This window comes from Streptomyces sp. NBC_01217 (assembly GCF_035994185.1).
Taxonomy (GTDB): domain Bacteria; phylum Actinomycetota; class Actinomycetes; order Streptomycetales; family Streptomycetaceae; genus Streptomyces.
Window position 1 is genome coordinate 2,687,574 of sequence record NZ_CP108538.1, and the last position, 22,496, is coordinate 2,710,069.

16 protein-coding genes, 1 other RNA gene and 5 pseudogenes are annotated in these 22,496 nt (G+C 68.3%); 8 read left to right on the plus strand and 14 right to left on the minus strand.

Annotation, left to right across the window (positions count from 1 at the left end):
• Window positions 1-243: 243 nt before the first annotated feature.
• Complete coding sequence (locus OG507_RS11670) at window positions 244-1,017, minus strand: response regulator transcription factor (protein ID WP_327367122.1); 774 nt, start codon at window positions 1,015-1,017, stop codon at window positions 244-246.
• 503 nt (window positions 1,018-1,520) lie between these two features.
• Between OG507_RS11670 and OG507_RS11675 the strand changes: the two are divergent.
• Window positions 1,521-1,813 (plus strand): annotated as a pseudogene (locus tag OG507_RS11675) (IS1380 family transposase); the annotation flags it as partial.
• A gap of 55 nt (window positions 1,814-1,868) precedes the next feature.
• Here the strand turns inward: OG507_RS11675 and OG507_RS11680 are convergent.
• Window positions 1,869-2,735, minus strand: a complete 867-nt coding sequence (locus OG507_RS11680) for a class I SAM-dependent methyltransferase (RefSeq protein ID WP_327367123.1) — start codon at window positions 2,733-2,735, stop codon at window positions 1,869-1,871.
• Window positions 2,736-2,993: 258 nt separating this feature from the next.
• Here OG507_RS11680 and OG507_RS11685 point away from each other — a divergent pair, with 258 nt between their 5' ends.
• Both OG507_RS11685 and OG507_RS11690 read left to right on the plus strand, forming a co-directional pair.
• A complete protein-coding gene (locus tag OG507_RS11685; protein ID WP_327367125.1) occupies window positions 2,994-3,752 on the plus strand; it encodes an SAM-dependent chlorinase/fluorinase in 759 nt (252 codons plus the stop codon).
• Between the two features lie 229 nt (window positions 3,753-3,981).
• Window positions 3,982-4,293 carry a helix-turn-helix domain-containing protein gene (locus OG507_RS11690; RefSeq protein WP_327367126.1) on the plus strand — a complete coding sequence of 104 codons (312 nt, stop codon included), beginning with the start codon at window positions 3,982-3,984 and terminating at the stop codon, window positions 4,291-4,293.
• Window positions 4,294-4,343: 50 nt separating this feature from the next.
• On the opposite strand, the pseudogene OG507_RS11695 reads toward OG507_RS11690, so the two are convergent.
• The 5 genes and pseudogenes from OG507_RS11695 to OG507_RS11715 form a co-directional block, all read right to left on the minus strand.
• Window positions 4,344-5,609, minus strand: a pseudogene (locus OG507_RS11695) (IS256 family transposase).
• A gap of 546 nt (window positions 5,610-6,155) precedes the next feature.
• The gene (locus tag OG507_RS11700) at window positions 6,156-9,179 is read right to left on the minus strand and encodes an AfsR/SARP family transcriptional regulator (RefSeq protein ID WP_327367127.1); all 3,024 of its coding nucleotides are present in this window, start codon (window positions 9,177-9,179) and stop codon (window positions 6,156-6,158) included.
• Between the two features lie 248 nt (window positions 9,180-9,427).
• Window positions 9,428-9,767 (minus strand): annotated as a pseudogene (locus tag OG507_RS11705) (helix-turn-helix domain-containing protein); the annotation flags it as partial.
• A 172-nt stretch (window positions 9,768-9,939) separates the two neighbouring features.
• Window positions 9,940-10,159 (minus strand): annotated as a pseudogene (locus OG507_RS11710) (NUDIX domain-containing protein); the annotation flags it as partial.
• 65 nt (window positions 10,160-10,224) lie between these two features.
• A pseudogene (locus OG507_RS11715) lies at window positions 10,225-10,455 on the minus strand (phosphotransferase); the annotation flags it as partial.
• A gap of 54 nt (window positions 10,456-10,509) precedes the next feature.
• Between OG507_RS11715 and OG507_RS11720 the strand changes: the two are divergent.
• Window positions 10,510-11,802, plus strand: a complete 1,293-nt coding sequence (locus OG507_RS11720; protein WP_327367128.1) for an NAD-dependent epimerase/dehydratase family protein — start codon at window positions 10,510-10,512, stop codon at window positions 11,800-11,802.
• Window positions 11,803-12,054: 252 nt separating this feature from the next.
• On the opposite strand, the gene rnpB is transcribed toward OG507_RS11720, so the two are convergent.
• Together rnpB and OG507_RS11730 are read right to left on the minus strand one after the other, a co-directional pair.
• Window positions 12,055-12,456, minus strand: an RNA gene (gene rnpB / locus OG507_RS11725) — RNase P RNA component class A.
• 51 nt (window positions 12,457-12,507) lie between these two features.
• On the minus strand, window positions 12,508-13,950 hold the full coding sequence (locus tag OG507_RS11730; RefSeq protein WP_327367129.1) for an RNB domain-containing ribonuclease: 1,443 nt from the start codon (window positions 13,948-13,950) through the stop codon (window positions 12,508-12,510).
• A gap of 132 nt (window positions 13,951-14,082) precedes the next feature.
• Here OG507_RS11730 and yaaA point away from each other — a divergent pair, with 132 nt between their 5' ends.
• Window positions 14,083-14,883 carry a peroxide stress protein YaaA gene (gene yaaA, locus OG507_RS11735; protein ID WP_327367130.1) on the plus strand — a complete coding sequence of 267 codons (801 nt, stop codon included), beginning with the start codon at window positions 14,083-14,085 and terminating at the stop codon, window positions 14,881-14,883.
• Window positions 14,884-14,956: 73 nt separating this feature from the next.
• Window positions 14,957-15,577, plus strand: coding sequence for a bifunctional 4-hydroxy-2-oxoglutarate aldolase/2-dehydro-3-deoxy-phosphogluconate aldolase (gene eda, locus OG507_RS11740; RefSeq protein WP_327367131.1), 621 nt, complete (start codon window positions 14,957-14,959; stop codon window positions 15,575-15,577).
• 84 nt (window positions 15,578-15,661) lie between these two features.
• On the opposite strand, the gene OG507_RS11745 is transcribed toward eda, so the two are convergent.
• The 4 genes from OG507_RS11745 to OG507_RS11760 all read right to left on the minus strand — a co-directional run bounded on the left by OG507_RS11745 (window position 15,662) and on the right by OG507_RS11760 (window position 19,631).
• Window positions 15,662-16,921: a bifunctional RNase H/acid phosphatase gene (locus OG507_RS11745; protein WP_327367132.1), complete on the minus strand. Its 1,260-nt coding sequence runs from the start codon at window positions 16,919-16,921 to the stop codon at window positions 15,662-15,664.
• On the minus strand, window positions 16,921-17,664 hold the full coding sequence (locus OG507_RS11750; RefSeq protein ID WP_327371937.1) for a zinc ribbon domain-containing protein: 744 nt from the start codon (window positions 17,662-17,664) through the stop codon (window positions 16,921-16,923). The genes OG507_RS11745 and OG507_RS11750 overlap by 1 nt, the downstream gene beginning before the upstream one ends.
• Window positions 17,661-18,503: a Nif3-like dinuclear metal center hexameric protein gene (locus tag OG507_RS11755; protein ID WP_327367133.1), complete on the minus strand. Its 843-nt coding sequence runs from the start codon at window positions 18,501-18,503 to the stop codon at window positions 17,661-17,663. The genes OG507_RS11750 and OG507_RS11755 overlap by 4 nt, the downstream gene beginning before the upstream one ends.
• 84 nt (window positions 18,504-18,587) lie before the next feature.
• The gene (locus OG507_RS11760) at window positions 18,588-19,631 is read right to left on the minus strand and encodes an ABC transporter substrate-binding protein (RefSeq protein WP_327367134.1); all 1,044 of its coding nucleotides are present in this window, start codon (window positions 19,629-19,631) and stop codon (window positions 18,588-18,590) included.
• Window positions 19,632-19,828: 197 nt separating this feature from the next.
• Between OG507_RS11760 and OG507_RS11765 the strand changes: the two genes are divergently transcribed.
• Window positions 19,829-21,139, plus strand: a complete 1,311-nt coding sequence (locus OG507_RS11765) for a hypothetical protein (protein WP_327367135.1) — start codon at window positions 19,829-19,831, stop codon at window positions 21,137-21,139.
• Window positions 21,140-21,261: 122 nt separating this feature from the next.
• Window positions 21,262-21,447, plus strand: coding sequence for a hypothetical protein (locus OG507_RS11770; protein WP_327367136.1), 186 nt, complete (start codon window positions 21,262-21,264; stop codon window positions 21,445-21,447).
• Between the two features lie 80 nt (window positions 21,448-21,527).
• Here OG507_RS11770 and OG507_RS11775 read toward each other — a convergent pair whose 3' ends face one another.
• A complete protein-coding gene (locus OG507_RS11775; protein ID WP_327367137.1) occupies window positions 21,528-22,475 on the minus strand; it encodes a 3-oxoacyl-ACP reductase in 948 nt (315 codons plus the stop codon).
• Window positions 22,476-22,496: the final 21 nt, after the last annotated feature.

Sequence of the window (22,496 nt, forward strand, 5' to 3'; positions counted from 1 at the left end):
CGCACCTATCCGGCAGAGGGGTCCGGGCGAAGATGATAGGCCTCGCTCAGGCGATCCGCCGTCGGACAGGGGCGACAACCCTTGAGGCATGCCGGCTATGGGGAGACCGCCCCGGCCGCACCGGACTTCAGGCGTCGCGGAGTACGGAGGAGACTGCGCGGCGCGACCGGACTGCCGGGCCGAAGGGCTCCTATCCGTCCGCCGCGCCGAAGCGCATCCCCGGCGTGGCTCGGCCAGGGGCGGCTATGCCGAGTAGCGGGCCCCCCTGCCGGGCTTCTGCGCGCCGTCCTCGTGCTCCCTGGCATGAAGCGTGTGGACATAGCTATGACCTGCAAGGGCCGCCTCGGTCCGGGTACTCAGGTTCAGCTTGTTGAGAATGTGGTAGGTGTGGCTGCGCACGGTGGCCTCCTGAATGTTCAGCCGCCGGGCGATCGCTGTGTTCGTCATCCCGTCGCCGAGCGCCTCCAGGATTTGGAGCTCCCGCTCGGTCAGGGCGGCCTCGATCTTCGGTACCGGCAGCTGTTCGCGGTGCGCCCACCGGGCCGCCCAGCTGACCAGCGTCGCAGCGATGGACGACGACAAGTAGGTACGCCCTTCGTACACCTCGCGCACGGCAGGCCCGATGTCCTTGTGGCTGGTTCCGCGGTCGACAAAGCCACGTGCGGAAGACATCACCGCGCTTCGGAGCGTCGCCGTGTCGTTGGCCTGCAGTACCGCCACCAGCCCCACCTCGGCATCCGGTCTGTCGCAGTTGCCTTGGGCAAGGGCCTGTATGAAGGCGTCACTGAGGAGTTCCCCGCCGACCAACAGGACGTCCACGTCAGCCCTTGGCGCGGTCATCGCCCTCCACGACAGGTCGACGTCGTCGACCACCTCGATCCCGGTGTGAGACCGAACTATCGAGGACACGCCGGCCCGGATGAGGGGGTCTTCTTCCATGATGGCCAGTCGAATAGTGCCTCTGGCCGTAGGCAACGCGGCGTACATCGCTTCCGGTCGAATCCCGGTTTCAGTCACGGACACAACAAGGTACCTCCAGTACGTAGATCGCACAGTCGTGCTACGACACTCGGTGCCAGCTATGCGGGGACGGCAAGCTGGGCCCCATTGCCTTCAGCCCGTCCAGTGCCTGCCGCCAAAGTCCACCCGAGGGGAACTCGACGCCGACGAGCAGGCCGGCGAGTTGACCACGCAGTTGTATCGCGCGCTTACACAGCCAGGTACGGCTTCCACGGCCCACTGTGTCACCACTCTCCCCCTATCAATTCCCGGTTCGAGACTGTTCGCACCGCGACTATCAGGCCTGGGCACTCGCCCGTACGAAGACGACTCAACCACGCCTCGATCAACACGGAATCAGCTGTACTCGCTGCGCGATAGACGATCGATCACCTGAATGGCGTTGGTCAGGGTGCGGTGTGATGTGTCGGTACCAGCCGTGCCAGTTGCGGACTTCGTAGTCGGCCGGGCCGCACGCACGCCGGAGCACATTTACCGGCGGACCTCACCGAAGCGACCGGGCTGACGGCGGCGAGGCAATCGTGGAGCTGGCCGTCCTGCGGGACCAGCGCGAGGTGTTCGGCCCGGTGACCTCCACGCCGACGGCCTGGCGGCTGCTGGCCGCCGTCGACGAACGCATACTGCCCGGCCTGGTCCTGGACCTCGACGCCACGCCGGTCACCCGCCACTCCGAGAAGGGCCAGGCCGCACCCACCTGCAAAGGCGGCTTCGGGTTCCACCCGTTGCTGTGTTTCCTGGCCAACGCCGCCGCCGATCCATCACCGCGCTCGACCGGGCCCTCGCGCAGATCCCCAGACCGAGGTTGGAGAAGTCTCGCGGTCGCCCACCGGGCGGTGGAACAAGGCTGGTCAGCCTTCGGACTGCTGGATGCGTGATGCCACGACGAAGAGATTGGCCCCCCGCGACCCCGCATCGGGATCGATCAGCAGTTCCGTCTCCATGGCGAGTACCTCGCGGAAAAACGTCTCATCGCGCAGGCGTTCCTCGGCAGACCTCGTCGATGGCGGAGCAGCGCCCAGGGGATCGGGATAGATGAGGCACGGGAAGCCGGTCAGCAGATCGACGGCGAGTTTCGAAGAGGTGTGCAACATGCGCACTTCACCGGGCGTGAACAGGTGCCCGTAGGGTGCCTCGCTGGCCTCCCACGAAAGGCCGGACAGGCTCCTGCGGGCCCGTTCGGCGTCTCCGACGCTCAGGTCCCCGAAGGCAGCGTGCCAGCGACTGGGCAGAAAAGACACCATCAAGCCGTGGTCCGACAGAAAGGGAACGAGTGCACCGAGGACGAGTTCCGGGGAGTGGAAGAAGCCCAGCAGGTGGTGGGTGTTGATAATCAGGTCGAACGTCATCCCGGCCAGCAGCTCGCCTGCTTCGTCGGCGTCGCCTCTGATATGGCTGACCCGATGGGCGTAACCGCGGCGGCGTGCGCGCTTTTCGGCATGTCTCACCATGCCCGGGCTCACGTCGAGCAGGACGCCGGAGCTCTGCGGATGCATCGTGGCAATCCGTTCCGTCCAACGCCCGGTCCCGCCGCCGACGTCCAGAAACGTGAACCTGTCCGGCAGTCGCGAAAACACCGACAGGTCCAACGCTTCCGAGAGCAGAGCATCCGTCAGCCTTCCGTATGCTCCGCGCGCATTTTCGTCGTAGGCGGCGGCTTTTGCTTCAAAATATGTTCTAGAATGTGCCAACTGATTGAATGCCACGTTCTTCATCATTCTCAAGCGCATCGGAATAAGGTAGGGAAGCCCATAGCTGCGCCCTCAGCGTATCTCAGCTCCACCGTACTCACAACTGAATTTCCGATATCAGCAACACGTCTGCCTGATAGCAGGCCAGTGGGCTGTCAGGCTTCCCTGGCGCTGGTACGGTTCCGCACATTCTCACTGCACCATGGGGGATCTCTTTGCCGCGCTGTCAACTTACGAGTGCACCGGGTTCCGCCATTCAATAGCCAGTCGAAGGGTGAAGAATTCATGATGGAACGCGTCGTCATCGTATCGGATTGCACGGATGTTGCCTTTCTGGAGCTGCGATCCGCGATATTCTCGGCCACGAGGGCTGTGGAGCCACCGGTCTCCGTCGAGATTGAGCCGCTTGTGGCAGTCGAACCCTTCTCTGTTTTGAACGCGGCCTTCCTGACTCGCCTGGTCGCAGAACTCGCCTGGCCGGGCACTTTGATTATGTGTGTCGTCAACAGCCTCCGGGAGCGTACAGAGCGGCTCATCGTCAGAACCGAGAAGCACGGACTCCTCCTTGTCGGGGCGAACACCGGAGCCCTGGGGTGGCTGACGTCTGACTTCGGAGTCGCTGAATGCGTGGAAATGGAGGGCCCGGATTTTGTCCCCTTCGGCGGGAAGTACATTCACGCCCCGGCCGTGGGTGCATTGGTACGTGGGGTTCCGCCCGCCGACCTCGGGATGCCCTTTTCGGAGGGCTCGATTCGCTCCGCTCCCCTGTCGGACGGGCTGATCGTCCACGTGGACAACTTCGGCAACGCCAAATTCCTCTGCGCAGTGAACGACCTGCGCCCGGGTGAGCGACTCCGGGTCGAGGTGGATGGGCGATACATCGAGGCGACCTACGGGAGGCGGATGATGGACTTCGACGACGGATCCTGGGTCGTCTACCCAGGCAGCTCGCTCGGCCTGCATGAACTCGGTCAGGTGAGACGTCAAGGGGCGCAGGCCATCGGGTGGAGGGTCGGCGATTCGATACACCTGCAGCGGATCTGATCCGATCGGGGCACTTGCGGTTTCGATGCCGTGCAGCCGCCAGGTCCCTGCCGACCGGCCGGCAGGTGAGCCATATGTGATCCGGCGGTGATCGGGCCTTGCGACACTTTCCCCGTCAGCACCTTTCCGAGCAGACGAGGACCGGCGCATGGCGCTTCACCCACCACTCCAGGCCGGAGCAACCAAGGCACCGGCTCGCACGGCCGACGGCAGTCCGCAAGGCGGGCCGATGGGCACGCGTGCCAAGCAGTCACCTGTGAACGAGCACGACTCCGGTCTGCTGCTCGACCACAGAGAGCACAAGCTGATCTCGCTGTTGTGGGCCGGACACACCGACGCCAGCGCCGCCCAGCGGATCGGCGTCAGCCCTCGGACGGTTACCAACATTCTGCGCTCGCTGATGGACCGCTTGGGGGCGGACAACCGCTTCCAGCTCGGCGTCGTCCTCGGTATCCACTTCGCGCCGAGGCGCACATCCGACATGCGGACACCCGCCGTCGGCCCCGCACGTACCGAACGCCTCGCAAAACTCCCTCAGTGACGGCCGGGGCGGGGTGTGTCAATTTAACGGCTGATCTTGGTTGTTGAGGTTCAGTTGTTGGCTGGGGTGAGCCGGCCTTCGAAGGCGATCTGGAAGGCGTTCAGGGGTGCCTTCCAGCGCATAGTCCACTTCTTGCGGCCTTTACCGGTCGGGTCCAGGCTCATCAGTGCCATGTAGACACACTTCAAGGCTGCGGCTTCGTTGGGGAAGTGCCCGCGGGCTCGGACAGCTTTGCGTATCCGCGCGTTGACGGACTCGATGGCGTTCGTCGAGCAGATGACCGTGCGGATCTCGACGTCGAAGGAGAGGAAGGGCACGAACTCGGCCCAGGCGTTCTCCCACAGTTGGACGATCGCCGGGTACTTTCTGCCCCAGGCGTCCTGAAACTCTCCGAAGCGTTCCGTTGCCGCGCTCTCGCTCGGCGCCGTGTAGACGGGCTTCAGCGCCTTGGCGATCTTGGCCCAGTCCTGGCGGGCCGCGTATCGGAAGCTGTTGCACAGGAGGTGCACGATGCACGTCTAAACAATTGTTCGGGGCCAGACCGCCTCGACCGCGTCAGGAAGGCCCTTCAGGCCGTCGCAGACCAGCATCAGCACGTCCTCCAGGCCGCGGTTCTTCAGCTCGGTGAACACCTGCAGCCAGTACTTCGCACCCTCGCCACCGTCGCCGGCCCAGATTCCGAGGATGTCGCGGTGGCTCTCGGTCGTAACAGCCATGACTACGTAGATGGGCCGGTTCGCGACCTTGCCGTCTCTGACCTTGACGTTGATGGCGTCCACGAACAAGACCGGATAGACGCGATCGAGCGGCGGGTTGGACCATTCGGCCATGCCCTCCATCACCTGGTCGGTGATCGTGGAGATCGTCTGCTTGGAGACCTCGGCGCCGTAGACCTCGACCAGGTGCGCGGAGATCTCCCCGTAGGTGAGGCCTTTCGCCGACAGCGACAACACCATCTCGTCCACACCGGTCAGCCGCCGCTGCCGCTTGCGCACGATCTGCGGCTCGAAGCTGCCCTCCACGTCACGGGGCACTCTGACCTCGACCGGCCCGACATCGGTCAGCACGGTCTTGGACCGGGTCCCGTTGCGGCTGTTGCCGGTGTTCCGGCCGGCCGCGTCGTGCTTCTCGTAACCGAGGTGGTCCGTGATCTCGCCCTCCAGGGCAGACTCCAGCACCCTCTTGGTCAACTGCTGCAGCAGTCCGCCCTCGCCCGTCAGCTGCAGGCCCTCGCTCCGGGCCCGGTCGACCAGCATCGCGATCAACTGCTCGTCCGACGTGGCCGGATCAGCCACGGACTCATGCTCGATCGTCATCTCACTCACTTGGCGTCTCCATGATCAACAGATCCGCCGTTTATTAGACACTCCCTCGCGCGGATACCAGTCGGCGAAATCCTCGTCACGCCACAGCCCGTCCAGCCGGTCTCGCACCCATATCGCTGTCGTACCGCCCGGGTTGCTCGCCCGCGCGATCTGCACGGTCAGAGACGGGACTGCTCACCGGAACGGGGACGGAGCGACAACGGACACCTCTACGACTTCATCGGTACTCGTAACAGCCCCGAGCATGCCCGCTGGTCATGCTGCCACACCGTGAAACTCCAAGATCACCGACAGAGTCGAGCTGAGAAGCTGTCAGTTTGCCGGCGGGGCCCTTTCTGCTTGTTCGAGGTGGGGCTTTCCGCGGGTGGGCATGCTGGTGGCCCGTCCGTCGTGCCGGGACTCCACCATGCCCGGACAGCAAAAGTGCCTTGATCACCGCACAGTTGGTGATCAACGACACCGTCTCAACCCAGCCGAAACGGCGAGGCCGGCAGTCGATCAGGTTGGAAATGGCTCAGCGCCACGCCACCATGATGGTCACCGGCCGGAACCTGTAACGGGGATACCAATTCGGGCGAGCAGCGCCGCGGCCCGTTCGGCTTCGGGGACGCCCAGCGCGGCCAGCGATTTGTGAGCTCGGGTGAGATTCGTCCGGGCCTCGGCCAGTTGGTCGAGAGCCAACTGAACATGGCCGAGCACCATGAGGGCGAGATTGTGGTGGCGACGGTTCCCTGACTGCTCGCAGAGGACAACACTGCGTTCGGCTTCCTCCGCCGCACGGTCCAGCTCCCCCAATTCCCTGAGTGTGTCGGCCAGCCGGAAGCGCACCTGTTCCTCTCGTCCACGCAGTCGGGACGCGATGCACAACACCAGTGCCTTTTCATACCATTTGGCAGCATCCCGGTGGTTGCCGCCCACGTGGTGAGCAAGGCCATGAATGTGATAGGCGTACGCAGTCGCAGAGTCAGTCAGGTCCGTACTTCCGGACAGGATTTCCTCGCAAATCATCACTGCCTGACTGGGCTCACCCTTGTTTACATACAGAAGCGCGCTGTTCAATATGGTGGTGATTTCACCGGCCCGATGCCCCAGACGCCGGGAGAGGACAATCGCCTCCTCGTAATACTGGAGAGCGTCCTCAAGTCTTCCCCTCATGTGCATTTCCAAGGCCAGGTCGTTGAGGACCTGCCGGAGAATCACCACGTCACCCGATGCCCGGCAGAGTCGGATGGCGATAGCCGCCTGCTCGCGCACCCGTGTGAACCGGCCCATGGCGAGCGCCGTGGTGCCCTCCAGGAAGCGGGCACGCCCCTCCGCCTTCCCGTCCGACCAGTGTTTCGCAGTGGCGGTGAGCAGTTCGGTGACCTCCGCCCAGGGAGCGGCCCCGACATCGGCCTGGAAGGCGCTGAACGCGATGAGCATGTCGATGGCCGAGCGAAGCAGGATGTCGGGAGTTTCGTCCTCGGCACCCCTCAGAGAGCCGCTCTCCACCCCACGCGCCACCTGCGCGGCCAGTGAGAGCACGGTCTCCGCCTCGGCCACGGCCCAAGCACGGGCCTCGGCCACAGTGGCGAAACGAATACCGGCAACGGGGCTCCGCGTCAGAGCATCATGTATGGGATCGCCGATGACGACCTGCTCGAACGCGTTTACCGTTGTGGCCAGCAGGAAATCCAGAAGCCTCCGAACCGCTGTCTGCTCCGTGCCTGGCGGCCTCCTGTGATGGGCGAACGAGCGCAACAGACTGTGGAAGCCGTATCTGCCTGCTGAAGGTGACTCCAGCATGGCGGCGTCCACCAGGGACTCCAGCAGTTCCTCGGCCGCCACTTCGTCGACGCCGAGTGCGGCTACCGCGGAGGACAACGACAGCTCAGGGGTGGCGACGGAGGACACCAGACACAGTCCGCGCGCCTGCGGCTCCGTGAGCTGGCGGAATGTGAGATCTAAAGCGGTGGCGACGGCCATGTCGCCGACCCTGAGTTCGCTGATCCGTTTTCGCTCGTCGGCCAGCCGGACGGCGAGCGACTCGATGGACCAAGACGGGCGGGCAGCGAGCCGAGCCGCCGCGATGCGAACGGCAAGCGGCAGAAACGCGCATGATTCCAAGAGCTTCAGGGTGGCTTCAGGCTCTGCCTCCACTCGTTCCTTGCCGATGGTGCGAGCCATCAGGTCCAGTGCCTCCGACGGGTGGAACCCGGTGAGCTCTGCCTGGAAAGCCGCGGGCAGACCGCCCAGGCGGAAACGGCTGGTGATGAGTACCCCGCAGCGGGCCTCGCCCGGCAGCAGGGGGGTGACCTGGCCTGCTTGCTGAGCGTCGTCCAAGACGATCAGCATGCGTCGGTGGCCGACCACGGTCCGGAACAGTGTGCTCCGCTCCTGCAATGTCTCTGGGATCTGGTCCTGCCGTAGGCCGAGCGCCGTGAGGAAGGCAGCAAGCACGATCTCGGGATTCACGGCGCCACCGTCGGCGGACCGCAGTTCCGCGTGCAACTGGCCATCTGGGTACGCGTGGCTGATGTGGTGAGCCACATGAAGGGCCAGAGCAGATTTGCCGACACCCCCTATGCCCACAAGAACCACAACCGGCAGGGCGGAGCGCTTCTCCACAGTCAGCGCGGAGGCGAGCGTCACCGCCAGATGGGACCGGCCGAGGAAGTCGCTCGGCTGGGGCGGGAGTTGCCTGGGCGGCTCAGAGGCAGGTGGGTCGTCGACGGCCGCTTTCCTGGGCAAGGCGGAGTCAGACGCGCCCGGCGAGGTGACCGCGGAGGGTGCCGGCTTCGTGGCACTCTCGACCCGGCGCTCGGACGCGAGTACTTCTCCGCTCAATATGCGCTGATGCAGGCCCGCCAACTCAGGTCCGGCTTCGATCCCGAGTTCATCGATGAGCACCTTTCGCGCGTCCCGGTAGGTCGCCAGCGCTTCAGCCCGCCGCCCGGCCAGGGACTGTGCACGCATCAGCAGGTAGTAGAGGCGTTCTCTCAGGGGATGCTGGTCGATCAGCGAGTGGAGTTCGGCGACATATCCGCTACTGAGTCCAAGCTCGAGCCCCAGGTCGAGACGTTCCTCCATCAGCATCAGCCGCAGTTCGTTGAACCGGTGGCGCTGGCTGGCAGCAAACGGCCCGGGCATCGCCGCCAGGGGTTCTCCCTGCCACAGCGACAGCGCTGACTCGATCGCTTCGTAGGCACGGGCGGGTTCATCTGCGCGGCGAGCCCGTTGGGCCGCATGGGCATACTCTTCCACCTGGCGGTAGTCGAGATGGTAGTCGGGCAAGGCAAGCCGGTAGCCGTCACCGACCGACTGCAGGAGGCGAGGGAAGGTGCCATTCGCCTCCAACGCCTTGCGCAGCCGCCAGGCGTACGTGCGCAGCGTGGTTATGGCAGAGGCCGGCCCGTCCTCGCCCCACAGCGCCTCAACGAGGCTCGCCGCCGTTGCCGACCGGCCTGGCCTCATGAGCAACGTGGCGAACATGGCTTGCTGCTGCGGACTGCCCAGGTTGACTTCCGTCTCGCCGCGGCTCACGCGCAGCGGACCCAGTACAGACACCCTGATGTGTGCCACGATTCCCCCATCGGCGTGCCATGTCTCGGGATGACCGTTCTTCGCAGTGCCACCATGTTGCTTCCCAGCTGCGCGAGTCTCAGCAGCGCGGAGGTCCTGAGGAGCCCTGCGGGTATACAACTGTGTCATGTGTACGACGGTTCCCCTCAGCACAATCGCATTGATATCGCTGAACAACTTGATGTCACTGAACAGCCCTACCCCCAATGTCCTGTTTTGGAAGTGCTGTTCGGTGGTACCGGCGGCTCGGGCATCGAGAGGCGGGCCACGATCAGCACGGTGTCCTTCGCGAACCGCTTGCGGGGCTGGAGGGCGAGCATCGGCCCGAGGTGATCGATGATCCGGTCCACCGCGGATTTGGAAACCCCGAACGGCGGGGCCAGTTGGCGCATGGTCAGGTTCGTTCGCCAGTAGGCCGCGACCAGAAGTGCCCGGTCTTCCAGCGCCAGGCTCCACGGTCGGCCCCTGCGGACCGCTTCCGCACCCTTGCGCCGCAGAACCGCCACCAGCTTCCCGAACTGCCGCAGGCTCAGCCCCAGTGAACGGGGCTATCCATGACGGCTCCGACGCCGCGATCACACCAGCCACCGCAAGATCGTTCCATGACGTCCGGCACAACGTCGAGAATGCCCATGCGGAAGCGCCTCATTCAATTGCAGGCTGCCCGAACGGGCAGCGCCCCATCCGCTTCTTTGATCGACACGTCAAGAGCCTGGACATCGGAATATTGAATGCGCAGGCCGCTCGCTTCCACTCATTTGATCTCGACGTCGAGCCCATCCTTGACTTCGCGGACGGCCGTGCCGGGCAGGGAGTCGGTGAGGTCCATGCCTCCTGCTGGCAGTGCCCATAGGTCGTTGTCTCGCCGGCGTTGGAGAAGGATGCGTCCGTGGCCGTCGGTGACGACGGCGGATGCAGCGACGACCATGCTGTTCGGCTTGGGCGCATGGGGGTCGTCGTAGTAACTCGGTGCGGGCCACGGTCAGCCTTCCTCTCGTACGGGCGTCGCCGTCGCCCACACCGCCTCGAAGCTCTCGGCGTAGGTAAGGTGGAGCGCCAGGCGAGGAGGCCATTCCTGTTCCTTCCGCACGGACTGTCCGTTGTCGGCGGTTCGTGGAAGTCGCACGAGCAGGTCATGGCCCAGCCGGTACATGGTGTTGTCCGTGCCCGCGCCTGCGGACGACAACGGTAGGCCAGCCCACTCCGGGCGCTGTGCCTTCAGCAGTGCTCGGACCAGCATCTCGTCGACGGGGATCTCGTTCTCATGAAGCGTCACGTCGGAAGTCTCCTCGCCTGATGGAACGGGAAGCCAGTCCGTAGCGTGTGCCCCATGACGACTTCCGTTCTGGTGATGGGCGGTTCCCACTTCCTCGGTCGAGCCGTTGCGGCTGAGGCCCTGCGGCGCAGCTGGTCCGTGACCGTGTTCAACCGCGGCAAGACCGGCAGGAACCCCGTGGGCGTCCGCGCCCTCCAGGGTGGCCGGACGAATCAGGCGGACCTTTCCCACCTGGCCGGCCTCGGTCCTTGGGATGCGATCATCGACACGTCAGGTGCTTCGGCGGACGTGGTGGACCGCGCGACGCAGACGCTCGCCCTGGCGACGAGCCGGTACGTCTACGTATCTACGGTCTCGGTGTACGCGGGTTGGCCGCTACTGCCTCTCACCGAGGATCTTCCGACCCTGTCCGAGGCCGAGCCGATGGCGGATGTTCCGAGCGACGCGAACGTGGCCTACGGCCTGGACAAGGCCGATTCCGAGAAAGCAGCCCTGACGAATCTCGAGGATTTCCTCACGATCCTGCGCCCAGGTGTGATCTTGGGGCCCGAGGAGTACGTCGGCCGACTCCCCTGGTGGCTGAAGCGCGTAGAGCGCGGTGGGCGCGTCCTGGCTCCCGGCGATCCGGACCAGCCCATTGCCCCGGTGGATGCGCGCGACGTGGCGACGTTCGCGTGCGACCGCACGGTGGCCGCCCGAGAAGCCGAGGTATTCAATCTGACCGCCCCTAAGAATCACGCGACGATGGAACGCTTCCTCAGAGCCTGCATCGAGGTCACCGGTTCCGACGCCGCCTTGGAGTGGGTTGATGGCGGCTTCTTGCTCGACCACGGGGCGAAGCAGTGGACCGAGCTGCCGCTGTGGAGGACGCACCCGGGGACGTGGGCGGTTTCAGGCGTGCGCGCTCAGGAGGCAGGCTTTGAGTGCCGGCCGCTGTCGGAAACCGTCACTGACACCAGGTCGTGGCTGACCTCGGGGGGAGACTGCCGTCGACAACGAGCGGGCGGCCCATCACGGCCTGGCCGAAGAGAAGGAGGCCGCCCTGCTCGCTGCTTGGGATGCTCGCTAGGTACTGATTTCGTAGCGCGGGGTTCCAGGCAGGGTGGACCTGGCGGAGTCCCGCCCGAAGCCTTCGAGCTGACGCCCCAGCTCCGTCGCCTCGCGGTGCCTGTGCAACGCGGGGACCGTGAGCTGTGTGCGCACACCCTGGAGACGGGACAGGAGGCCGTCCACTCGCTTCTCGGGTGGCAGCTCGAACACCGGGCCCAGAGTCGTTACCGCGGATTCCAGATCGCCGTTCAGGAGCTGGCCGGGCGCGAGGTCTGCGGAGCAGCGGGGGGTACTTGACGTGGCTGGCGCGCGACACTCGCTACGCCCCAGCAGCTCTGAGCGCCCTGATCGACTTTGCGCAGAACACTCCGGTCCCGCCGACTGGATCTGCGTTTGATGGCTGACGAACTGCAGCACTCCCGAGCAGAGGTCGGCCGATTCACCTCCACGGGATCGCCACACAGCGCCTGAAATCAGCGAACAATAGTCACAAAGAGTGAGCAAGCCACGCCGCCCACCCGGAACACGAAAGAACCTCTGGCTTACGGGCAGACGAGTCGGGCTGTACGCCGGGTTCTGTCGCCCGGTCGCCTCGCGGCGGCCGGGGAGACGGCCATCCATCTAGGGCCGGCATTGCTGCCGGCCTCGTGCGGTCTACCCGCGAACTCGGGCGGGCAGCCCTCGATCATTCGCGCAGGGCCGTCTTGCGACGGCCCCTCTTGACCTTGCTCCGGGTGGGGTTTACCTAGCCGCCTGAGTCACCTCAGGCGCTGGTGGTCTCTTACACCACCGTTTCACCCTTACCGAGGACCGAGGTCCCCGGCGGTCTGTTTTCTGTGGCACTGTCCCGCGGGTCACCCCGGGTGGCCGTTAGCCATCACCCTGCCCTGTGGAGCCCGGACGTTCCTCGGGGGGATCCGAGGATCCCCACGCGGCCGTCCGCCCGGCTCGTCTGCCGTGCCGACCATGCTACCCGCCTGGTGGAGGCCGTCGTGGCTACGGTCATGCGGGGGCGAAGAGGACCTTTGCCGAGCCGGGGTCCGCCCGGGCGAGTCTGACCCGCAGCCGCTCGCCCAGGGGGAGCTTCTCCGTGCCGCCCTCGACCCGGGCGACGACGGCCGGGTTGTCGATGTGGATGGTGCCCGTGGTGGGTTCCTCCTCCAACACGTCGACCACGTACGCGTCGAAGATCTCGCCGATCCGGTCCTTGAGCAGCGCGGCCTCGACCACGTCGACGCACTCGCGCTCCACCGTGTTGGCGCGCCTGGTTCCGTCCGCCATCTCCTTGGGCAGGCCGGGCAGCGCGGCGAGGACCCACTCGGGCGGGTTCTGTTCCGCGACGGCGGCGAGGCAGAGCTCGGACGCGTACCGGTCGACGAGGCGGCGCAGCGGGGCGGTGCAGTGCGTGTAGAGGTCGGCGACGGCGGCGTGGACGGCGGGGGTGGGGAGTTCGCCGTGCTCGAAGACGCTGTAGCCGGCGCCGCGCAGCAGGGTGGTGCACTCCTGGAGGAACGCGGCGTGGTCGGTCCTCCTCGGATCGAGGGAGCGCACGACCTGGGCGTACGGGACATGGTGCGGCCAGTCGATGTGCAGCGCCTCGGCCGAGCGCCGGAGTCGGGCCACGGCGCCGTCGGGGGCGACCGGCAGGGTGCGCAGGATGCCGGTGCCGGTCTGGGCCATGAGGTGGGCGGCGGCCGTACCGGTCAGGAGGGAGATCTGGGCGTTCCAGCCGTCGGCGGGCAGCGGGGCGCGGTATTCCAGGCCGTAGGTGCCGTCGCGTTCGATGATCTCCTGCTCGGGCACGTTGAGGGAGATGCCGCCGCGGGCGACCTCCTGTTCCTCGCGGAGCCGTCCGATGTTCCGGAGCAGGGCCAGGGGCTCTTCGGCGGTGCCGGTGTCGATCTGACGCTGGACGCCTGCGTAGTCGAGTTTGGCCCGGCTCCGGATGAGGGCTCGGCGTACATGGGTGGCTACGGCGCCGCCCTCGGCGTCCAGGTCGATCTGCCAGAGCAGGGCGGGGCGGGTCTGTCCGGGCAGGAGGCTGGCGGCGCCCTCGGCGAGCGGGGTGGGGTGGAGCGGCACCCTGCCGTCGGGGAAGTAGAGGGTCGTCACCCGGCGGTGGGCCTCGGTGTCGAGCGCGCCGCCGGGGCGTACGAAGGCGGCGACATCGGCGATGGCGTAGTGCACGCGGTAGCCGTGGCGGCGGCGTTCGAGGTGCATGGCCTGGTCGAGGTCGGTCGATGTGGGCGGGTCGATGGTGAAGAACGGCAGGTCCGTCGCGTCCTCGTGAGCCGGCACCGCCGGGGCCCTCGCCGCCTGTGCCGCCTCGGCGAGGACGTCGGGCGGGAAGCCGTCGGGCAGTTCGAGCTCGGTGCGCAGTTTGCACAGGGCCGCCCTCAGCGGGGTCTCGGCCGGCCCGGTCATATGGAGATGGCGGCGGGGCATGGACCGAGCGTATGGCGGGGTGGTCCCGGCGGCATCCCGGGCGGCGGCGAGTGCGGCAGTGGTGTCCCCGTACGCTGGTTCGCGGGCCTCCGCGCCCCGTTTACCTGTGCCTACGTACGAAGGAGAACCGCCGTGCTCGTGCTGTTGCCGCCCTCCGAAGGAAAGGCCGCGTCGGGGCGCGGAGCACCCCTGAAGCCGGAGTCGCTGTCGCTGCCGGGGCTGGCCGCGGCGCGGGCGGCGGTCCTCGACGAGCTGGTCGAGCTGTGTGCGGCGGACGAGGAGAAGGCCCGTGCGGTGCTAGGGCTGAGCGAGGGGCTGCGCGGCGAGATCGCGAAGAACGTGGAGCTGCGGACGGCGGGGACGCGTCCGGCCGGGGAGATCTACACGGGGGTGCTGTACGACGCCCTGGGCCTGGCCTCCCTGGACACGGCGGCCAGGCGGCGGGCCGGAAGGTCGTTGCTGGTCTTCTCCGGGCTGTGGGGCGCCGTGCGGGTGGGCGACCGGATTCCTTCGTACCGCTGCTCGATGGGTGTGAAGCTGCCGGGGCTGGGTGCGCTCGGGGCGTACTGGCGCGACCCGATGGCGCAGGTCATGCCGGAGGCGGCCGGGGACGGCCTCGTGCTGGACCTGCGGTCCTCGGCGTACACGGCGGCCTGGAAGCCGAAGGGGGCGATGGCGGAGCGCACGGCGAGCGTGCGGGTGCTGCACTCCCAGATGGTGGACGGGGTCGAGAAGCGGTCCGTGGTCAGCCACTTCAACAAGGCGACGAAGGGTCGGATGGTCCGCGATCTGCTGGTGGCCGGTGCCCGGCCGAAGGGGCCCGCGGAGCTGGTGAAGACCTTGCGGGAGCTGGGGTACGTGGTGGAGGCCGAGGCCCCCGCGCGGGCCGGGCGGACGTGGTCGCTCGATGTCGTGGTGACCGAGATCCACTGAGCGGGGGCTCACCGCGTTGCAACATGCGCAACGTTCGTTGCGTATTATGCCGTGGGCGCGGCAAGATGAGCGCATGACCTCCTCCGTGCTGGACCTTGCCCCCGTCGTCCCCGTTGTCGTCCTGGAGGACGCCGCCGACGCGGTGCCGCTCGCCCGGGCGCTGGTCGCGGGCGGGCTCCCGGCCATCGAGGTGACGCTGCGCACCGCCGCCGCGCTGGACACGATCAGGGCGATCTCGGCCGAGGTGCCGGGCGCGGTGGTCGGGGCCGGCACGGTGATCTCCGTACGCAACGTCTCCGAGACCGTTGCCGCGGGGGCCCGCTTCCTGGTCAGCCCCGGCTGGACACAGACGCTGCTGGACGCGATGAAGGCGTCGGGGGTGCCGTTCCTGCCGGGTGTCTCGACGACGTCCGAGGTGGTCGCGCTGCTGGAGCGCGGGGTGACCGAGATGAAGTTCTTCCCGGCCGAGGCGGCGGGCGGCACGGCGTATCTGAAGGCGCTCTCCTCGCCGCTGCCACAGGCCCGGTTCTGCCCGACGGGCGGTATAGCGCTCGCCTCCGCGCCGTCCTATCTGGCGCTGCCCAACGTCGGCTGCGTGGGCGGCAGTTGGATGGTCCCGGCGGATGCGGTGGCGGCGCGGGACTGGGCGCGGGTGGAACGGCTGGCGAGCGAGGCGGCGGCGCTGCGCGGCTGATTTCCCCCTACCCGCCCCTCCCCCGGAACCGGGGCCGGGGGCCCGGAAGCGGCAGCCTCGCGCCTCGCGGGGGCTTTCGTGTCGCTACCTCAGGTGTGACGTGTCGTTCAGCAGCCTGACTGATGCGTTCCCGTCCGCGTAGTACGCCACCGCGGACACCGAGGCCGCCGAGAGTTCCATGCGGAACAGGGCTTCCGGCGGGGCGCCCAGTGCCAGGCGGACCAGGGTTTTGATCGGTGTCACGTGGGTGACCAGGAGGACCGTGCGGCCCGTGTAGCGGGCGGTGAGGTGGTCGCGGGTGGTTGCGACGCGGCGGGCCACCTCGGCGAAGCTCTCGCCGCCGCCGGTGGGGGCGGCCTTCGCGGAGGCCAGCCAGGCGTCCAGGTCGGGGCCGTAGCGCTCGCGTACCTCGGCGAACGTCAGGCCCTCCCAGGCGCCGAAGTCCGTCTCGCGCAGGCCGTCCTCGATCCGGACCTCCAGGCCGAGCCGGGCCGCCACCGCGGCCGCCGTTTCGCGGCAGCGGCGCAGTGGGGAGCTGACGATCTCCTCGATCGTGCCGCGGGCGGCCAGCGACTGGGCGATGCGTTCGGCCTGGTCGCGGCCGGTCGTCGAGAGTTCGGGGTCGCTGCCGCCGCTGCCCGAGAACCGCTTCTCGGGGGTGAGGGCCGTCTCGCCGTGCCTCAGCAGTACGAAGGTGGCGGGCGCGCCGAGGTCGGGCGCAGCGCCCCAGCCCACCTGGGGGGTGGCGGAGGGTGCCGCTCCCGGGCGGGAGGCCAGGGCCGCGCGGGCCCTGGCCGCGCCCGCCGCCGCGTCGCCGGGCGGGCCCGAGACGGGCGGCAGGTCGGCGGTCGTCGTGAGCCGGGGCGTGTCGAGCGCGGCCGTCGACGAGGACGGCTCCCACTGCTTGCCGCGCTTGCCCGCGTCCATCGCCTCGTTGGCGAGCCGGTCCGCGTGCTTGTTCTGCTCGCGCGGGATCCACTCGTACGTGACGGCGGAGGCCGGCAGGATTCGCGCCGCCTGTGCCGCGAGCGGCTTCATGTCGGGGTGCTTGATCTTCCAGCGGCCCGACATCTGTTCCACGACCAGCTTGGAGTCCATCCGGACCCGCACCTGGAGCGCACCGTCCGCCGAGGCGTCCGGCACCAGCGCCTTCGCCGCCTTCAGGCCCGCGATGAGGCCCTTGTACTCGGCGACGTTGTTCGTCGCGACGCCGATGTACTCGGCGGCCTCGGCGAGAGTCTCCCCCGTCAACGGGTCGATGACGACCGCACCGTAACCGGCGGGCCCGGGATTGCCCCGGGAACCGCCGTCGGCCTCGATGACGAACTGGCGCGGCTGGGTCATTACAGGCCCGACTCCGACGTACGGACCAGGATGCGACGGCAGTTCTCGCAGCGCAGGACGGTGTCCGGGGAGGCCGCCTTCACATCGTTGACCTCGGTGATGTTCAGTTCCAGGCGGCAGCCCTCGCAACGGCGCTGGTAGAGGCGGGCGGCGCCCACCCCGCCCTGCTGGACGCGGAGCTTGTCGTACAGCTTCAGCAGGTCCGCGGGGACGGAACCGGCGACGAGCCCGCGCTCCTTGGTGACGGTCGCGACCTCCTCGTCCAGCTCCTTCGTCGCGGCGTCACGGCGGGCGGTCGCGTCGTCGACCTTGGCCTGGACGGCGGAGACCCGGTCGGACAGCTCGGTGACGCGCTCCTGGGCGGACTCGCGGCGCTCCATCACTTCGAGGACGACGTCCTCCAGGTCGCCCTGACGCTTGGCCAGCGAGGCGATCTCGCGCTGGAGGCTCTCCAGGTCCTTGGGCGAGGTGACCGCACCGGAGTCGAGGCGCTGCTGGTCGCGGGCGGCGCGCTGGCGCACCTGGTCGACGTCCTGCTCCGCCTTGGTCTGCTCGCGGGCGGTGTCGCTCTCCTCGGTCTGCGAGGCGACCAGCAGGTCACGCAGTTGCGCGAGGTCGCTGGTGAGCGACTCGATCTCGGCGTGCTCGGGCAGCGACTTGCGCCGGTGCGCGAGCTGCGACAGGCGTACGTCGAGGGCCTGGACGTCGAGGAGTCGGATCTGGTCGGCGGGCGCGGCGTTCAGTTGGGGGCTCCAGAAGAGTGGTGGGTGGTGGTGGTCCAGGGGTCGGTGACCTGCTTCGAGACATGGACCCGCAGGTCCCATCCGTGGCGGTCGGAAATCGCGTCGAGCTGCGCTGCGGCCTGTTCGCACCAGGGCCATTCGGTGGCCCAGTGGGCGGCGTCGAGCAGGCCCAGCGGGGAGCGCTGGACGGCCTCGGAGGCCGGGTGGTGGCGCAGGTCGGCGGTGAGGAAGGCATCGACACCGGCGGCGCGCACCGCGTCGAAGAGGCCGTCGCCGGAGCCGCCGCTGACCGCGACGGTGCGTACCGTCGCCGACGGGTCGCCCGCGAGCCGGATGCCCTGCGCGGTGGCGGGCAGCCGGGCTGCGGCGCGGGCGGCGAGGTCGGCCAGGCTCTCGGGGTGGTCGAGCACACAGATCCGGCCGAGGCCGCGATGGCCCTTGGGGTCGGAGGGGTCCGGCACGAGGGGGCCGTCGACACGCAGGTCGAGCGCACCGGCGAGGGCGTCGGAGACGCCCGGGTCGGCGGTGTCGGCGTTGGTGTGGGCGACGTGCAGCGCGATGTCGTGCTTGATGAGGGTGTGCACGACCCGGCCCTTGAAGGTGTCGGCCGCGACCGTCGTCGTACCCCGCAGATAGAGCGGGTGGTGGGTGACGATCAGCTGGGCGCCGAGCCCGATCGCCTCGTCGACGATCTCGTGGACGGGGTCGACGGCGAAGAGCACCCGGTCGACCTGTGCGCCGGGATCTCCGCAGACGGTACCGACCGCGTCCCAGTCTTCGGCCCACTCGGGCGGCCAGAGAGCGTCGAGCTCGGCGAGGACTTCAGACAGACGGGGCACAAGGAAAGGCTACCTGCCCTGCGTGCCCCGTCGCCCATGGCTTCGATGACCCGTGCGCACGGGCCACAGCCTGCTAAGAAATCGTTACTTCACGAGGTCGGCGCGGAGGTCGTCGAGGACCAGGTTCGCGGCCGTGACACCGAGGCCGAGGTACCAGGTCTCGTCGGAGACGTCCTTGGCCCGGCCGTCCTTGACCGCCTTGAGGTTCTTCCACAGCGGGTTGGACTGGGTGGTGTCGCGCTTGGTGGCCTTCACGTCGCCGTAGACGCCGGTGAAGATCCAGTCGGCGTCGGCCTCGTCGATCCTCTCCGGGCTGACCTCCACGGCGAGGTCCTCGATCTGCTGGTTCTTCGGCCGGGGCAGACCCGCGTCGCCGAGGATGGTGCCGATGAAGGACGCCTTGGCGTAGAGGCGGATCCGGTCCGGCATGTAGCGGACCATGGAGATGGTCGGCTTGTCCGGGCCGACGTCCTCGCCGAGCTTCTTCGCCTTCGCCTCGTACGCGTCCAGCTCGCTCTGTGCCTTGGCGGTCCTGTCCAGCGCCGCCGCGTTGAGGAGGTAGTTCTGCTTCCAGGTGAAGCCCGGGCGGATGGAGAACACGGTCGGCGCGATCTTGGAGAGCGCGTCGTACTTGTCGGCGGCGCGCAGCTGGCTGCCGAGGATCAGGTCGGGCTTCAGACCGGCGATCGCCTCAAGGTTGAGGTTGTTGATCGTGCCGACATTCTTCGGGTTGCCCGCGTTCTTCTTCAGGTACGAGGGGATGGCCGCGTCGCCCTCGGAGGGGGCGTAGCCGACCGGCTTCACACCCAGCGAGACGACGTTGTCGAACTCGCCGACGTCCAGCACGACGACGCGCTTGGGCGCGGACTTCAGCTCGGTCCTGCCCATGGCGTGGGTGAGGGTCCGGGGGAACTGGCCTGGCTCGGCGTCCGTGCCGTACTCCGCCGTCTTCTTCGCGGCGTCGGCGAAGTCCTTGCCGCCCGTCGCGACGGCCGCCTTCTTGTCACCGCCGTTCCCTGACTTGGCCGAGGCGTCCGAGCCTCCGTCGCCGCCCCCGCAGGCCGAGAGGGAAAGGGCGGCAGCCACTGCCAGGCCGACTGCGGCAGTGCCGCGGTGACGAAGGGACATCACTTGCTCCAGTCGAGGGTCACACAGGTATTGCTTAGGGCTGCCTAACCTTATGCACCCGTCCCGTGGCAAGCACAGGCGCCCCCTGCCCCTCAGGCGAATCCGGGCATCACCACCCTTATGTGTGAAGTGGCGGGTCTCGTGTTGTTCGGCAGGAAGTGCGAAAACTAGCTTCGGTTGCCGGAGGTGACCAGTCCATGACTGCCTGTGCCATCGAGAACGAGACCGCGGGGGCGACCGGGGCCGCCGCAGACTCCGCGAGCGCCGGAGACACCGGGGATGCCGGAGACGCGGTGCTGGAGAACGACGAGCCGGACACACCGGGGGCGCCGCCCGCGTTCACGATCGCCGCGGACGGTTCGTACGCGGCCCGGCTCGCCCTCCGCGACGTCGGCGCGGAGCCGTCCGAAGAGGCCGCGCAGGCGTGGTTCGTGGAGCGCTGGACGCTCGACGGGCACGAGCCGTACGCCGTGCCGCTCCCCCTCGATCAGCCGGAGGAGCCGGACTCGGACGTGTTGCCGCTGGCCGACGGGCGGGTGCTGATCCGGCGCCGGGTCGCGGACCGGCATGCGTTCTCGCTGCTCTATCCGACCGGCCCCGGCACCGGTGAATTGCCGCTGGGCGCCGTCGGATGCGCGGATCTGACGCTGCTGCCGCCGTCGCCGGACGGTGCGAGCGCGTACGCCCTGTCGGTCGGTGCGCACTCCACCGCCGTCTGGCTGGTGGCGGGCGGCGCGTTCGGTCCCGAACGGGTCGCGGAGGTCCAGGGGCGCTGCTCGGGCGGGGTCTGGCTGGACCGGGCGGGGCGGATGCTGGCCCTGGACCGGGAGATGCCGGGCGGCGGGCCGGTCAAGGCCGTTGCCGTGGACCTGGAGCGGGGAGGCGAGGTGACGCCGCTGCTGCAGATCGCGCCGGAGAGCAACGACCGGCTGCTGCTCGCCGACGCGGACAGCGGGCTGCTGCTGATCCGCTCGGACGCGCCGGGGCACGACCGGCTCGGGTGGGGGGTGCTGGGCAGCTGCCTGCCGGTGCGTTTCCCGGAGTGTCTGCGCCCGGCCGATGTGGCGGTGACGCCGTTCGCCGTACAGCCGGGGCAGATGCTGATGCCGGAGAGCTGTGCGGTGGCCCTGCGGATCGACGGGGCGGTGGGCAGCTGGCTCGGGGTATGGCGCCCGGCGGGGCGCCGGCTGCATCAACTCGCCGCCCCCGAGGGGTGGCAGGCCGGTCGCGGGGTATGGACCCGGGAGGGCGTGCTCAGACTTCCGTACGCCAATGAGAACGTGGCGTGCGGGGTGGCACTGCTGGAGGCACCGGTGGACGGGGAACGCGGCGCGGAACCGGCGGCGTGGGCGGGAGCGGAAACGGGCACGGGAGCGGGCATGGAAGCGGGTATGGAAGCAGCTGCGGAAAGCGGTATGCAACCGTCCGCCGCCGCTGCGCCTCTTCCGATGTGCAAGCCGGTTCCGCTGGGGCAGGCGCCTCTCATGGGGCGCATGGTGCCTGGTTAAAATCCGGACCTGGGCTACGCAGCCGTATCCGACGGTCGCCGACGGTGACCGTGCCGTGTTGCGGTGGCGCGATCGGCCCTGGTGACACACACGTAAGCGATCACAACGGGGTGACTTCCCACATGTCTGAAGCCCGAACCGACACGACCCAGACGCGCCCGCCGGGGGCGGACGCGGAACGGGCCGAAGCCGGCGGCTCCGGAAAGCACCGAGGGGGCGTATCGATGGACGACGCGTCGGCGCAGCCGCACGGCCGCCACCGCCGCGCCTGCGAGGGGGACAACGGCGGAGGCAGCCGGGCGGCCTGACCGCACGGAAGATCGACGAGGGACGGGTGGGCCCCGGCAGCCGATGACCGGTTGCCGGGGCCCACCCCTTTCCGTTGCGGTCAGTCCCGTTTCAGGCCGAGCACCTCGGCCGCGGCGAAGGTCTCACCCGTCGGGCGGTCCTCGTAGTACGGGGAGAGCAGCTCGTCCAGCTCGTCGAAGGAGAACGTCTCCTTCGAGGAGTCGAACTTCGCCGCCACCCTTGGGCGTTCGACGATCGCGACCATCCCGCCGTGCACCACGAAGAGCTGCCCGTTGACCTTGGCGGCCGCCGGGGAGGCCAGATAGCCGACCAGTGGCGAGACGTGCTCGGGGGCGAGCGCGTCGAGCCGGCCGTCCGCCGGTTCCTGGAGGCCCGCGAAGACGTCCTCGGTCATCCGGGTGCGGGCCCGCGGGCAGATGGCGTTGGCGGTGACGCCGTACCTGGCCAGGGCCAGGGCCGTGGAGGTGGTGAGGCCGACGATGCCGCCCTTGGCCGCCGCGTAGTTCGGCTGGCCCGCCGAACCGGCCAGGAACGCCTCCGACGAGGTGTTGACGATCCGCCCGTGGACCGGGCCGCCGGACTCCTTGGAGCGGGCGCGCCAGTGGGACGCGGCGAAGTGCGTGGTGTTGAAGTGGCCCTTGAGGTGGACCCTGATGACGGAGTCCCACTCGTCCTCCGTCATCGAGAAGACCATCCGGTCGCGCAGGATGCCCGCGTTGTTGACCAGGACGTCCAGCTTTCCGTACGTGTCGACGGCCAGCTCCACCAGGGCGCGGGCCTGCTCGTGGTCGGAGACGTCGCCGAGGTGCGCGACGGCGCGGCCGCCCGCCGCCCGGATCTCCTCGGCGACCTCCTCCGCGGGGGTCGCGGACGCCTCACCGGAGCCGTCACGGCCCGGCTGCCCGTAGTCGTTGACGACGACGGACGCGCCGAGCCTCGCCAGTTCCAGCGCTTCGGCGCGGCCGAGGCCGCGGCCCGCACCCGTGACGATCACGGACAGGCCGTTCAGGGGAAGGGGTTGTGACATCGAAACCTCTGGAGTCCTCTC